The following is a 13,413-nucleotide window of genomic DNA, read 5'->3' as shown; positions in this document are numbered from 1 at the left end:
AGCGACTTACCGTCGCACTGTTGTGCGTTCTATTAGCCAGCAGTTGCGACAGGGAGCAGCCGCCGACCGTGGTGAAGGCGGTTGCTTCGGGGGTGCCTTCCCTCGCGCCGTTCTTCGACGAGGACAGCGGCCTGGGCCATGACGCCCAGGTCCGTTCGCAGCCCGCGCACGGCAGCAGCCTGCAACAGGGCAGCACGCCCGGGCTGTACGGGGGCACGAGGAGGCCGACGGTCTGTGACGTCGACCGGCTGGAACAATTCCTCACCGACCCCAAGAACAACAGGAAGACCCAGGAATGGGCACGTGTGGTCGATATTCCGCAGAGCGGGATTCCCGCCTATCTCGACCGGCTCACACCCGTTCTCCTGCGTCACGACACCCTCGTGAAGAACCACGACTACAAGAAGGAAAAGGCAGTCCCCTACGACGCGCTGCTCCAGGCGGGAATCGCGGTCCTCGTCGATGAGGCGGGAGTTCCCGCCGTGAAGTGTTCATGCGGAAATCCGCTGAAGCCGTTCAAGGGTGCCACGAACCGCATTTCCGTCGAGTTCGAGGACGGCAACAAGCAGTGGAGCGACTACGACGTCGACGAGGTCGTGCTCGTACGTCCCGCACCCAGCAAGGTCGACCGGTTCGCGCTCATCGACGTGGACGAACCGGAGCGGGGCATCTACCGACAAACCGGGACCAAGGGCGAGGCCGACCAGGTCTTCGACACGCGCGAGCGGCACCCGGTTCCGCCCCTCGCCGGGACGACCTTCGCCGCCGCGAGCAGTCGGCTGACGAACCTGGGCCTGGCCACGGCGTACGACAGCGCCGGGCTGCCGCCGTCCGACGCCACCGTCACCGGGTCGGACCCGGGGCCGGGGACGGCGCTCCCGTTCGGCTCGTACGTGAGGCTGAACGTGCGCATCAACTCGGGGTCGCCCGACGACGGGAGCGGCGGTGGAAACGGCGGGACCAATCCCCCGGCGTCGGGATCAGATCCAGGTCCAGTTCCAGGTCCAGGTTCCGGGTCGAGTTCGAGTTCGAGTTCGGGTTCGAGTTCGGGTCCGAAGTCCGACACCCCGGCACCCGGCGTGACCGGTCCGTCGTCCCCCTCGGCCGATCCCTCGACGCCTTCGCCGTCTCCGTCGTCGATGTCCTCCCCCGGTGACGAGCCCACGCCCTCCGCTTCCGAGCCGTCCTCGTCCGATCCGCCACCGTCCGGCCCCGGCAGCAGCACCCCGGACACCGGGCCCACGAGCGAGCCGCCGTCCTCCGAGCCGCCCCCACCGAGCGACCCGCTCAGCGCACCACCGGAAACGACCGGCTCACCCCCCGACCCACCACCCCCCGAGCCGAGCAGCCCACCTCCCACGACCGCCACGGCCTCGGATACGCCGGGCGCGCGACGCGCCCCTCAGGGGCGCGGGGAACTGCGCGACCAGCCCCCACCGAACCGCAGCCGATGAACCACCCAACAGCGGAGTCACCGGATGCCACCAGGATCACCCACATCGGGAGTGGGCCGGGTCATCGCCGGCCGATACCTCCTGCTCAACCAGCTCGGCAGCGGCGGCATGGGCCATGTCTGGCTCGCCCACGACCAGGGACTCGCCTGCGAGGTCGCCCTCAAGGAGATCCTGTTCCGCGATCCGGCCGAGGCTTCCACGGAGCGCAGCGCCCGGGTCGCCCGGGCCCGGGCCGAGGCCCGGCACGCGGCCGTCCTGCGCGGCAACCCGAACGTGGTGACCGTGCACGACGTACTGGAGCACGAGGGTCTGCCGTGGATCGTCATGGAGTACGTGGCGGGCGCCCTCGACCTGCGCGACCTGATCGGAATGCGCGGCCCCCTGGCACCCGCCGAGTGCGCCCGGGTCGGCCTCGCCGTCCTGGACGCGCTGACCGCCGGCCATGAGCAGGGCATCATGCACCGGGACGTGAAGCCGGCGAACATCCTGCTGGCGCCGGACCGCACCGCGACGCCGTACGCCCGGATCCTGCTCACCGACTACGGCATCTCGGTGCAGCCCGACGCGGGCGAGACGCGGTACACGATGACGTCCGCCCTGGTCGGCACGGCCGGTTACATGGCGCCCGAGCGTGCCACCGGCGGGCCGCCGACCGCCGCCGCCGACCTGTTCTCGCTGGGCTGCACGCTGTACTACGCCGTCGAGGGTGTCGGGCCGTTCGAACGGGACACACATCTCGCGGAGATCACCGCGGTGGTCATGGAGGAACCCCGGAAACCGGAGCGGGCGGGCGCGCTGGGGCCGTTACTGGAGGCGATGCTCGCCAAGGACCCGGTCCAGCGGATCACGGCGGCCCACGCGGAATCGGCCCTGGACCGGATCGTCACACCTCAGGTCGACGCGTACGAGCGCACGAGGACGGACCCGGGGTCGATGCCGCCGTGGGGCGCACCGGAGCAGCTGACCGGGCACCAGCGTGTGTCTCCACCGGGCGCACACGCACCCGCCGACCCGGCCGCGTATCCGCCGGTTCCCGTACCGCCGCGTCCCCGGCGCCACCGTGCGCTCCCGGCCGCCCTGGGAGCCCTGTTCGGGGTCGTCCTGGCCGGTGTCGGCGTCTGGCTGACCCTCGGCGATCCGCCGGGCGGCGGCGACGGGCAGACGACCCAGAAACCCTACGGCGACCCCGTCGGTCTCGCCGCGCCCCTGGCGGAGGGCGACTGTGTGATCGCCGACTGGCCCGGCGGCACGCGCTTCCAGGGGACGCCACGGCTGACCGTGGACCCGACCTGCCGGGACGCGCCGCCGGACGGGCAGGTGCTGGCGGTCGTGGACGCCGCGTCCGCCGCCGAAGCGCGGGCGCAGGGGCCCGCCCAGTGCGAGGAGCGGACCCGGGATCTGCGGGAGAAGCTGGCGGACGTGGGCGGGTATGCCGTCGTGCCGGCCGAGGGCGCGTTCGATGCCGCCGAGGGGCGTACGGCCTGTCTGCTGCTCGGCGCGAACGGGCCGGTGTACGGGCCGCTCGGGCCGTATCGGGCGCCCGGGCAGGCGTTCCGGGACACGGCCACCATGCAGAAGCGGGACTGTCTCCGGGCGCCCTCCAGGCGGGACACCCAGCTGATCGCCTGTACCGAGCCGCACGACGAGCAGGTCCTCGGGTTCACGCGACTGGACGCCGGTGTCTCCTTCGAGCAGGCGCGGGACATGTCGGACGCGGCCTGCGCGAAGGACGTGCCGCCGACCGACTACGGCTTCGATCCGTCGGTCTACGAGGCCGGCTCCTGGACGAGTCGCGGAGCGTGGGCCTCCGCAACGCATTTCGTCGTGTGCACCGTTCGGAAGCAGAACGGGGGCACCATGGAGGGAGAAGAGCCATGAGGAGGGTGTCGCGATGCCCGGTTCCGCGAACGGTTCCACGAAGACCATGGGGGTGCTCACCGTTGGCGGGCTCGTCCTGGTGACGGCCTACACGGTGACGCTCGGCAGCAACGGCTGGCTGTGGTTCGGCTGGGTGGTGCTGGGCCTGATCACCCTCGGGATGGTGGTCAGCCGGCCCACCTGACCTCCGTACACCCGAATGGACCAACGACGGTAGTGGCGGGCCGCGCGGTCAGTTCTCGAAGAGCCGGCTCGCCGAGTGGACGCCCGGCTGGTACTTCGGCAGCCGGGCGGTGATCTTCATGCCGGCGCCGAGCGCGGTCTCGATGACGAGGCCGTGGTCGTCGCCGTAGACCTGGCGGAGCCGGTCGTCCACGTTCGAGAGGCCGATGCCGCCCGACGGGCTGACCTCGCCCGCGAGGATACGGCGGAGCAGCACCGGGTCCATTCCTGCGCCGTCGTCCTCGATGACGACCAGGGCCTCGGCGCCCGCGTCCTGCGCGGTGATGCTGATGTGGCTCTTGCCCGCGAAGGCCGCCCTGCCCTCCAGTCCGTGTTTGACGGCGTTCTCCACGAGGGGCTGGAGGCAGAGGAAGGGCAGGGCGACCGGGAGTACCTCCGGCGCGATCTGGAGGGTGACGGAGAGACGGTCTCCGAAGCGGGCCCGGACCAGGGCCAAGTAGTGGTCGATGGCGTGGAGTTCGTCGGCGAGGGTGGTGAAGTCGCCGTGCCTGCGGAACGAGTAGCGGGTGAAGTCGGCGAATTCCAGGAGTAGTTCGCGGGCCCGCTCGGGGTCGGTGCGCACGAACGAGGCGATCACCGCGAGCGAGTTGAAGATGAAGTGCGGCGATATCTGGGCGCGAAGTACCTTGATCTCGGCCTCGATCAGGCGGGTGCGGGACTGGTCGAGGTCCGCCAACTCCAGTTGGACCGAGACCCACCTCGCGACCTCTCCTGCGGCGCGGACGAGGACGGCGGACTCGCGGGGCGCGCAGGCGACGAGGGCGCCGTGGACGCGGTCGTCGACGGTGAGGGGGGCCACGACTGCCCAGCGCAGGGGGCAGTCCGGGGCGTCGCAGGTGAGACGGAAGGCCTCACCGCGGCCGGTTTCCAGGGGTCCGGCGAGGCGTTCCATGATCTCGGCGCGGTGGTGTTCGCCGACGCCGTCCCAGACGAGGACCGACTTCTGGTCGGTGAGGCAGAGGGCGTCCGTGCCGAGCAGGGTGCGCAGGCGGCGGGCCGAGCGGCCGGCGGTCTCCTCTGTGAGGCCGGCGCGCAGCGGGGGCGCGGCGAGGGAGGCCGTGTGCAGGGTCTCGAAGGTGGCGTGCTCGACGGGGGTGCCGAGGCCGCCGAGGCGTTCGGGGCGGGCGGTGCGTCGGCCGAGCCAGAAGCCGGCGGCCAGCAGCGGAAGGATGGCCACGCAGAGCCCGGCGAGGAATCCGCTCATGTCCGGGTCACCTCCGTGCGCGCCCCGCCCGAGAGACCGTGGCCGCCATGGCCGCCGTGCGCCCCGGACAGTTCCTCCGGCAGGTGGAAGCGGGCCAGGATGGCCGCCGTACCGGCCGGGACGCGGCCCGGGGTGGCCAGGGACACCAGGATCATGGTGAGGAAGCCCAGGGGCACCGACCAGAGGGCGGGCCAGGCCAGCAGGGCGTGCAGGGCGCCCGTGCCCGGGAAGCCCGCCATGGTCGCGGCCACGGCGACGAGCGCGGAGCCCCCGCCGCCCAGCATCCCGGCGGCGGCGCCCGGCGGGGTCAGGCGGCGCCACCAGATGCCGAGGACGAGCAGCGGGCAGAAGGAGGACGCGGACACGGCGAAGGCGAGCCCGACGGCGTCGGCGACCGGGAGTCCGCCCACGATGGCGCTGGCGGCGAGCGGTACGGCCATGGCGATGACCGTGCCGAGCCGGAAGTGCCGTACGCCGCGTGAGGGCAGGACGTCCTGGGTGAGGACGCCGGCGACGGCCATGGTGAGCCCCGACGCGGTGGACAGGAACGCGGCGAAGGCGCCGCCGGCCACCAGCGCGCCCAGCAGGTCTCCGCCGAGGCCGCCGATCACGCGGTCGGGCAGCAGGAGGACGGCGGCGTCGGCGTCGGAGGTGAGGGCCAGTTCGGGGGCGTAGAGGCGGCCCAGGGCCCCGTAGACGGGCGGGAGGAGGTAGAAGGCTCCGATGAGGCCGAGGACGGCGACGGTGGTGCGGCGGGCGGCGACGCCGTGCGGGCTGGTGTAGAAGCGGACCACGACGTGCGGCAGGCCCATGGTGCCGAGGAAGGTGGCGAGGATCAGGCCGTACGTGGCGTACAGCGGGCGTTCCTCGCGGCCCTCGGCGAGGGAGGTCGACATGCCGCCGTTGGTGCCGCGGTCGGCCTGGGGGACGGCGGCGCCCTTGGCGAAGGTGAGGCGGGTGCCGCGGTCGATGTGGTGGGTGCCGGCGGGGAGTCGGAGGACCTGACCCTGGTGCGGGCGGCCGTCGACCGTGCCGGTCACGGTGACGGTGAGCGGGGCCTTCAGCTTCAGGTCGAGACCGTCCTCGACGCGGACGACACGCTGTTCGCGGAAGGTGGCGGGTTCGTCGAAGGGGTGGCGCGGGGCGCCGTCGCCCTGCCAGGCGAGGACGAGGAAGAGGGCGGGGACGAGCAGCGCGGTGAGCTTCAGCCAGTACTGGAAGGCCTGGACGAAGGTGATGCTGCGCATGCCGCCGGCGGCGACGGTGGCGACCACGACGACGGCGACGATGACCCCGCCGGCCCAGTCGGGCGCGTCGGTCAGCACGGCCAACGTCAGCCCGGCGCCCTGGAGTTGGGGCAGCAGGTAGAGCCAGCCGACGCCGACGACGAAGGCCCCGGCGAGCCGTCGTACGGCCTGGGAGGCGAGGCGGGCCTCGGCGAAGTCGGGGAGCGTGTAGGCGCCGGAGCGGCGCAGCGGGGCGGCGACGAAGAGGAGGAGCAGGAGGTAGCCGGCGGTGTAGCCGACGGGGTACCAGAGCATGTCGGGGCCCTGGACGAGGACGAGGCCGGCGATGCCGAGGAAGGAGGCGGCGGAGAGGTACTCGCCGCTGATCGCGGCGGCGTTGAGGCGGGGGCCGACGGTGCGGGAGGCGACGTAGAAGTCGGAGGTGGTGCGGGAGATGCGCAGACCGAACGCGCCGACGAAGACCGTCGCCACGACGACGAGGGCGACGGCGGGGACGGCGTAGTTCTCGTTCACCGGGACCGGTTCCTGTTCATCAGCGGTCCTGGTCCTCGACCAGCCGGACGAAGTCCCGCTCGTTGCGTTCGGCGCGCCGCACGTACCAGCGGGCGAGCAGCACCAGCGGCACGTAGAGGCCGAAGCCGAGGATCAGCCACTCCAGCTGGTGGGCGTCGGGCATCGCCGCGAAGAGCAGCGGCAGCGGGGCGATGAGCAGCGCGAGGACCGCGAACACGGCGAGGGCGGCGCGGAGTTGGGAGCGCATCAGGGAGCGGACGTAGGTGTGGCCGAGGGTGGTCTGTTCGTCGATCTCGGTGCGCGGCCGGTAGTAGCCGGAGGTACGGCGGGCGCGCCGGGGCGGCCCGGTGACGACGACCCGGCGTTCGGAAGGATCCTGGGGCATGGGTAGGACTCCGCCCGTCAGCTCGCGGGCCGGCGCATCAGCAGGTCCCGCAGCTCGCGGGCGTGCCGTCGGCTGACCTGGAGTTCCTCGGCGCCGACCAGGACACTCACGGTGCCCGCGTCGAGGCGGAGTTCGCCGATGTGGCGCAGGGCGACGAGATGGCGGCGGTGGATGCGGACGAACCCGCGGGCGCGCCAGCGGTCCTCCAGGGTGGAGAGCGTGATGCGTACGAGGTGGCTGCCCCGGTCGGTGTGCAGGCGGGCGTAGTCGCCCTGGGCCTCGACGTGGGTGATGTCGTCGACGGCGACGAAGCGGGTCACGCCGCCGAGTTCGACGGGTATGTGGTCGGGGTCGGGTTCGTGCACGGGTATGGGCGCGGGGACCGGCGGGGCGCCGGTCCGCAGTTCGGCGGCCCGCCTGATCGCCTCGGCCAGGCGTTCCTTGCGTACGGGTTTCAGTACGTAGTCGACGGCCTTGAGGTCGAACGCCTGGACGGCGAAGTCCTCGTGGGCGGTGACGAACACGACGAGAGGCGGCTCGGCGAACCCGGTGAGGAGTCGGGCCAGGTCGAGGCCGTCGAGGCCGGGCATGTGGATGTCGAGGAACACCACGTCGATGGCCTCGGGGCCGCCGGGCCCCGACTGCAGGGCCCGGTTGATGCGGCGCAGCGCCTCGGTCGCGTCACCGGCTCCCTCGGCGCTGCCGATCCGTGGATCCGCGTGCAGCAGATACAGCAGCTCCTCCAGGGAGGGACGTTCGTCGTCGACGGCGAGGGCGCGCAGCATGAAGGTGGAGTGTAGGTGGGATTCGTACATGTGCCCATGCGCCGGACGTGCAAGCCGCCAACGCGCGCGGTGCCCGCCGGTCGCTGGATACAGTGCCCGGATGAACAGCAGGCCGGCGCCTTTCGACGAGCTGGACCGGAAGATCATCACCATCCTGATGGCGAACGCCCGTACGAGCTTCGCCGAGATCGGCGCGGCGGTCGGTTTGTCGGCCACCGCGGTGAAGCGGCGGGTGGACAGGCTGCGCGAGACGGGTGTGATCACCGGGTTCACGGCGACGGTGGAGCCGTCGGCGCTCGGCTGGACCACGGAGGCGTACGTCGAGGTGTACTGCGAGGGCGCGGCGCCGCCGAGGCGGCTGGCGGAGGTCGTGCGCAACCATCCGGAGATCACGGCGGCGATGACGGTGACGGGTGGCGCGGACGCGCTGCTGCATGTGCGGGCGACGGATGTGGGGCACTTCGAGAACGTGCTGGAACGCATCCGCAGGGAGCCGTTCATCCGGAAGACGATCAGCTACATGGTGCTGTCCCACCTCCTCCCGGAAAGCCCCGAGGCGGGCGCCACCCACCCCGCCCCGAACACCACTTCGGACAACGCATCAGAACTGCGCTGAGGAGGTCAAAGACGCAGGATTCCTGCGCAGACACGCAATCGTTGTCGCTTGTCGAGCGTAGGGCTCAGTTCCTACCGTGGTGTACATCCCACTGGAACATTGCAGGAAGCGGAGGAACCCCTCTGTGCCCGAAAGCCGTGTGCCGCGCCCCCGGCGCTTTCTCGTCTGTGAACCCAGACATTTCGCCGTGCAGTACGCGATCAACCCCTGGATGAACCCCGACACCAGGGTCGACGTCGATCTCGCCCAGGAGCAGTGGCGCTCGCTGATCAGCGCCTACCGCGCCCATGGCCACACCGTGGACACCGTGGAGCCGGTCGCCGGCCTGCCCGACATGGTGTTCGCCGCGAACTCCGCGGTCGTCGTCGACGGCCGTGTCTTCGGCTCCTCCTTCCACGCCCCCGAGCGCCGCCCCGAGTCGACCGTGTACGAGACGTGGTTCAAGTCGGCGGGCTTCGACGTGTACCGCCCCGAGTCGGTGTGCGAGGGCGAGGGCGACCTGGTCCCGGCCGGCCGCTGGATCCTGGCGGGCACGGGCTTCCGTACGACCCGTGAGGCCCATCACGAGGTGCAGGAGTACTTCGGCGTCCCGGTGATCGGCCTCAAGCTGACGGACCCGTACTTCTACCACCTGGACACGGCACTGTTCGTCCTCGACGAGAGCAACATCGCGTACTACCCGGACGCGTTCTCGCCGGGCAGCCGCGAGGTGCTGGCGCGGCTGTACCCGGACGCGGTGGTCGCGACCCGCGAGGACGCGATGACGTTCGGTCTGAACTCGGTCTCGGACGGCCACCACGTCTTCATCGACCCGGGCGCCACGGCCCTCGCCGCCGAACTCACGCGCCACGGCTACCTTCCCGTCCCCGTCGACCTGTCGGAGTTCCGCAAGGCCGGCGGCGGCATCAAGTGCTGCACTCAGGAGATCCGCTCATGACCGCACTCACGAGCACAGGCACGGGCACGCAGTCCTCCGCGGAGCTGATCCGTGCCGAGGAACCGGTCCTCGCGCACAACTACCATCCGCTGCCCGTGGTCGTGGCTCGCGCGCAGGGCGCTTGGGTCGAGGACGTCGAGGGCCGCCGCTACCTGGACATGCTGGCCGGCTACTCGGCCCTCAACTTCGGCCACCGCCACCCGGCGCTGATCGAGGCGGCCCACCGCCAACTGGACCGTCTCACCCTCACCTCCCGCGCCTTCCACAACGACCGGCTCGCCCAATTCGCCACCTCGCTGGCCGAGTTGACGGGCCTGGACATGGTCCTGCCGATGAACACCGGCGCGGAGGCCGTCGAGAGCGCCATCAAGGTGGCCCGCAAATGGGCGTACGAGGTGAAGGGCGTCCCCGCCGACCGGGCGACGATCGTGGTGGCGGCGGACAACTTCCACGGCCGTACGACGACGATCGTCAGCTTCTCGACCGACGAGACGGCCAGGGCGGGCTTCGGTCCGTTCACGCCGGGCTTCCGGATCGTGCCGTACAACGACCTGGCGGCCCTGGAGGAGGCGATCGACGAGACGACGGCGGCGGTCCTCCTGGAGCCCATCCAGGGCGAGGCGGGCGTCCTGATCCCGGACGACGGCTATCTGACCGGCGTCCGCGAGCTGACGCGCCGCAAGGGCTGCCTGTTCGTCGCGGACGAGATCCAGTCGGGCCTGGGCCGCACCGGCCGCACGCTGGCGGTGGACCACGAGAACGTCGTCCCGGACATGCTGCTGCTCGGCAAGGCTCTGGGCGGCGGCATCGTGCCGGTGTCGGCGGTGGTCGCGCGCCGGGATGTACTCGGAGTGCTGCGACCGGGTGAACACGGCTCGACGTTCGGCGGCAACCCCCTGGCGGCGGCGGTCGGCCAGGCGGTGGTCGAGCTGCTGGAGACCGGCGAATTCCAGCGCAGGGCGGCCGAGTCGGGTGTCGTGCTGCGCGAGGGTCTGACCGGTCTTGTCGGCAAGGGCGTCGTCGGATTCCGGTCGCGGGGACTGTGGGCGGGCGTCGACGTCGACCCGGCCATCGGGACCGGACGGGAGATCAGTGAGCGGCTGATGCGGGAAGGGATTCTCGTGAAGGACACGCACGGCTCGACGATCCGGCTGGCGCCGCCGCTGACGGTCACCGGGGAGGAACTGGCAGTGGCCCTGAGCACGTTGGAGAAGGTGCTGACGCAGGGAGCCTGACGGCGGACGGCACGGCGCGCGGCGACGGACTCCGGCAACTCCAGGCCCAGCAACCCTGCCCGGATCGGCTGCAGTTCGTCTCTGAGCCCGTCGAGAAGCTCCCTTTGGGGCCGGCGCCGCTGATCGACGGCGTGCGGCAGGGCGGTGCCCTTCGGGGAGTCCTGTGGGAAGGCGTCCACGGTGAAGCTGTTCAGCAGTCCTTGCATGGCGTGGGTCAGCCGGAGATGCAGGGCGCGTTCGGTACGCAGGAGAGTCCCGGTGAGCTCCGCGCCCCGGACGTGTTTCGCGAAGCTCTTGACGAAGGCCAGCGCCGACAGGGCGAAGGTCACCGACATCGAGTACGCCTCGACCGTCTCCAAGCAGCTCTGCTCGTACGCCGGTTCAGCGTCCGGAGTCAGGGGGCCCAGGTAGCTGCCGGGCGGGAACACCGGTCGGCCCTCGCTGTCGGAGTACGTGTCCAGGTAACCCTCGATCACACCGATCATGGTCCCCGGGACTCCGGCCGGGGCCCAGTCACCCAGCGGGGACAGTGTCCGCAGAACATCCGTTCCGGTGTCGTCGGGCACCGAGAATCCCAGATCGGGGACCTTCAAAGCGGGGCAGAGCAGACACGCGAGCTGTTCGGCGTCGCTGATCGAGTTGGCACCGTCGCGTCCGGGGTTGGTCCACTCCCCCGGTGCGGCGGTGGAGCAGTTCAGGATGGCTTCCCAGACGGCGAGCAGGGCGCGGCGAGGCTGGATCAGCATGGGTGGCGGTCCACTACTTGGTGTGCCCGTGCACGAGGATCATGCCGACGTAGCCGTCCCTGATCGGATCGTCGGCGGCAGGGTCGATGTGGTGGAATTCCCGGCCGTTGATCAGGTCCGACAGACAGTCCTCGACATCGGACTCGACGATGTCGAGCGCGGGGAAGGTGCGGGTGCCGACCTTGTACCCGTTGAAGTTCCCCGTGCTGAAGTTCTCCATGAAGGTCATGACGAAGGGGGCTCCCGGCTTCAACAAGGCGATGAACTGCCTCAGGGCGGTGGTGAACTCCGCGCGGTCCGTGGTGATCGAATCCGCCACGAAGAACATCGTTCCGAGATCCCACCGCTCGTCAGGGGTGGACCTCAATATGTCCCATTCCCTTACGGTCGCGCGCGTCCGCAACTGTTCCCCCGGACCCTGAACTGCGCGATACACCTCATTCTCGGCCAGCACCCGCCAGAAAATGTCCCAGTTGCCTAAATACCCCTTGGCGAGCCGCCCCGAGAGCCATTTCCGATTCGCTTCGGAAAACTCCAACAGACTTATTTCACTACAGAAGGGAAGCATCGCGAGGGCCGGATACAGATTGCTTCCAGATCTGACATCGACACCACGCGCACCTACGTCAAACGACTGAGCGCAAAGAAAATCACGCACGATCTTCAGGATTTTATGGTCCTCATTGTGCAGGCGCGCATAATTGCGATTCAGGTAGGCCTCCGAGTCAAAAGCATCCCAGCCGTACGCGGAATTACCTGCCATGCGTCTCCCCGGAGCCAGCCCGGCCTGGAAGGCTGAGGATACTACCAACTCCTGCGCTCTGGTGCTACTTTACGTAGAATCTGCACAGACTCTCGCGAGAAGGATCGAGCCTTTGCCCTCAGGTATGCCAAACAGCGGGCAAGATCAGTTCCGCTCCCCTCGAGAAAAGGATCTTGCCGACCTTTATCGGCTCGACCATGAGGCTTTCGGCGAGACCGACGGCTACACGCATCTCGTTCTCCGGCAATTGTTCGACGCTCATCGCCGCGACTTCCTCCTGCTCAAACGCGATGGAGTGCTGTGCGGGTACGCACTGCCCGTGCTCGGCGCCCGGGAGGACCACGCATGCCTCCTGGCACTCGCCGTACTGCCTGAATTCCAGGGACAGGGCTGCGGCCGATCCCTCCTGAACGCCGCGGTACAACAGGTCAGAGAAGCAGGCGCCCGACGTATGGAGCTCGCGGTACGAGAGGAGAACCACGCGGCCCGTGGACTTTACAAGAAGTACGGATTTCGGGACGGCGAACTCCTCACGGACTACTACGGTCCAGGAAACCACCGCTTTTCGATGAGTTACACCATGGACTGACATTCAGTACGCCACGGGAACGCGGGGGAGACAGAGGCATGGCCCGAAGAAACAGCAACGGAGACGGCGTACCCAGCGCGGCCTCCGAGGCCCGAGCCTGGCTGATTCTGGCACTGGGCGTCGTTACCACCGGATTCGGCATCGCCTTCGCCGCGGCCTCCGAGGAGGGCGGAAGGATCTCCCTGGCCAACCAGGAGATCTCCGGCGTCCTCACCGCCCTCGGCGGAGGCATCGTCGGTGCGGTCATCAGCATCATGTTCGCCAGGGCCTCGGACCGCGAGGTCCTCCAGAACATGCGGGACGTGCTGGAGGACTCTCTCACCAGCACCTTGCGGTCGGACAACGCCCGCCTGGCCTCCGCGAGACACCTGTGGCACCACTACTTCGTGACGACACTGCGCGGAAAGAACGTCTGGCGGTACGAGCAGTACCCCTTTCACCTCAGTGCCCACATCGGATCCCTGGCCGTGGAGATCGACGTCCAGGCCGACAGCGGAATGACGCACAAATACCTGGTGGAGGCCTTCGTACGGCACGAACGACTGACCGTCGTCAGCCGCAAGGCCAGCGACGAGGCGAACGTCTTCGTCGAGGTCTATCCGCAGTTCGACGGCGAGCTCTCCGAGTACTTCGGTGCCGGTTTCGTCAGAACGTGGGACTCCACCAACATCGTCACCAAGGTCATCCTCAGCAGACTGCCCCTCCTCCCGAGCACCGAAGGCACCCTCGCGGAGAGCGACTTCGCGGAGCTGGACCGCATGTGGGAGGTGGGCTTCAAGCGTCTCAACGAGGTCCTTCCGGACTGCACCTGAGACTGA

At 69.7% G+C, this 13,413-nt stretch carries 14 protein-coding genes; 9 read left to right on the top strand and 5 right to left on the bottom strand.

Annotated elements, in window-relative coordinates; genetic code table 11:
* Nucleotides 1-92: 92 nt before the first annotated feature.
* The 3 genes from G3I71_RS21355 to G3I71_RS50365 are packed head-to-tail and all read left to right on the top strand — an operon-like array spanning nt 93 to nt 3,516.
* Complete coding sequence (locus G3I71_RS21355) at nt 93-1,454, top strand: PASTA domain-containing protein (RefSeq protein WP_343243023.1); 1,362 nt, start codon at nt 93-95, stop codon at nt 1,452-1,454.
* Nucleotides 1,455-1,478: 24 nt separating this feature from the next.
* Nucleotides 1,479-3,332 carry a serine/threonine-protein kinase gene (locus G3I71_RS21350; protein ID WP_164316439.1) on the top strand — a complete coding sequence of 618 codons (1,854 nt, stop codon included), beginning with the start codon at nt 1,479-1,481 and terminating at the stop codon, nt 3,330-3,332.
* Between the two features lie 13 nt (nt 3,333-3,345).
* Nucleotides 3,346-3,516, top strand: coding sequence for a hypothetical protein (locus tag G3I71_RS50365; RefSeq protein ID WP_203730969.1), 171 nt, complete (start codon nt 3,346-3,348; stop codon nt 3,514-3,516).
* A 48-nt stretch (nt 3,517-3,564) separates the two neighbouring features.
* Here the strand turns inward: G3I71_RS50365 and G3I71_RS21345 are convergent, their stop codons facing one another.
* The 4 genes from G3I71_RS21345 to G3I71_RS21330 are packed head-to-tail and all read right to left on the bottom strand — an operon-like array spanning nt 3,565 to nt 7,709.
* Complete coding sequence (locus G3I71_RS21345) at nt 3,565-4,779, bottom strand: sensor histidine kinase (protein ID WP_164316438.1); 1,215 nt, start codon at nt 4,777-4,779, stop codon at nt 3,565-3,567.
* Nucleotides 4,776-6,539, bottom strand: a complete 1,764-nt coding sequence (locus tag G3I71_RS21340) for a cation acetate symporter (RefSeq protein WP_164316437.1) — start codon at nt 6,537-6,539, stop codon at nt 4,776-4,778. Before G3I71_RS21340 ends, G3I71_RS21345 begins: the two co-directional genes overlap by 4 nt.
* A 19-nt stretch (nt 6,540-6,558) precedes the next feature.
* Nucleotides 6,559-6,924 (bottom strand): hypothetical protein, encoded by a 366-nt coding sequence (locus G3I71_RS21335; RefSeq protein WP_164316436.1) that lies wholly within the window; start codon nt 6,922-6,924, stop codon nt 6,559-6,561.
* A gap of 17 nt (nt 6,925-6,941) precedes the next feature.
* Nucleotides 6,942-7,709, bottom strand: coding sequence for a LytTR family DNA-binding domain-containing protein (locus G3I71_RS21330; protein WP_164316435.1), 768 nt, complete (start codon nt 7,707-7,709; stop codon nt 6,942-6,944).
* A gap of 100 nt (nt 7,710-7,809) precedes the next feature.
* On the opposite strand from G3I71_RS21330, the gene G3I71_RS21325 reads away from it, so the two are divergent.
* The 4 genes from G3I71_RS21325 (at nt 7,810) to G3I71_RS21310 (ending at nt 10,908) form a co-directional block, all read left to right on the top strand.
* A complete protein-coding gene (locus G3I71_RS21325; protein ID WP_164316434.1) occupies nt 7,810-8,325 on the top strand; it encodes an Lrp/AsnC family transcriptional regulator in 516 nt (171 codons plus the stop codon).
* 124 nt (nt 8,326-8,449) lie between these two features.
* Complete coding sequence (gene ddaH, locus G3I71_RS21320; RefSeq protein WP_164316433.1) at nt 8,450-9,262, top strand: dimethylargininase; 813 nt, start codon at nt 8,450-8,452, stop codon at nt 9,260-9,262.
* Nucleotides 9,259-10,497 carry an ornithine--oxo-acid transaminase gene (gene rocD / locus G3I71_RS21315; protein ID WP_164316432.1) on the top strand — a complete coding sequence of 413 codons (1,239 nt, stop codon included), beginning with the start codon at nt 9,259-9,261 and terminating at the stop codon, nt 10,495-10,497. The genes ddaH and rocD overlap by 4 nt, the downstream gene beginning before the upstream one ends.
* A 258-nt stretch (nt 10,498-10,755) precedes the next feature.
* Nucleotides 10,756-10,908 carry a hypothetical protein gene (locus G3I71_RS21310; RefSeq protein ID WP_164316431.1) on the top strand — a complete coding sequence of 51 codons (153 nt, stop codon included), beginning with the start codon at nt 10,756-10,758 and terminating at the stop codon, nt 10,906-10,908.
* 348 nt (nt 10,909-11,256) lie between these two features.
* On the opposite strand, the gene G3I71_RS21305 is transcribed toward G3I71_RS21310, so the two are convergent.
* A complete protein-coding gene (locus G3I71_RS21305; RefSeq protein WP_164316430.1) occupies nt 11,257-12,006 on the bottom strand; it encodes an SCO2525 family SAM-dependent methyltransferase in 750 nt (249 codons plus the stop codon).
* Between G3I71_RS21305 and G3I71_RS52930 the strand changes: the two genes are divergently transcribed.
* Together G3I71_RS52930 and G3I71_RS21295 are read left to right on the top strand one after the other, a co-directional pair.
* On the top strand, nt 12,005-12,595 hold the full coding sequence (locus G3I71_RS52930; protein WP_369335571.1) for a GNAT family N-acetyltransferase: 591 nt from the start codon (nt 12,005-12,007) through the stop codon (nt 12,593-12,595). The genes G3I71_RS21305 and G3I71_RS52930 overlap by 2 nt on opposite strands.
* A gap of 38 nt (nt 12,596-12,633) precedes the next feature.
* Nucleotides 12,634-13,407, top strand: coding sequence for a hypothetical protein (locus G3I71_RS21295; RefSeq protein ID WP_164316428.1), 774 nt, complete (start codon nt 12,634-12,636; stop codon nt 13,405-13,407).
* The last annotated feature ends 6 nt before the right edge of the window (nt 13,408-13,413 follow it).

This window comes from Streptomyces sp. SID12501 (assembly GCF_010550245.1).
Lineage (GTDB): Bacteria > Actinomycetota > Actinomycetes > Streptomycetales > Streptomycetaceae > Streptomyces.
Note: the sequence above shows the minus strand (reverse complement) of the source record. Positions and strands in the feature narration are given on the sequence as shown.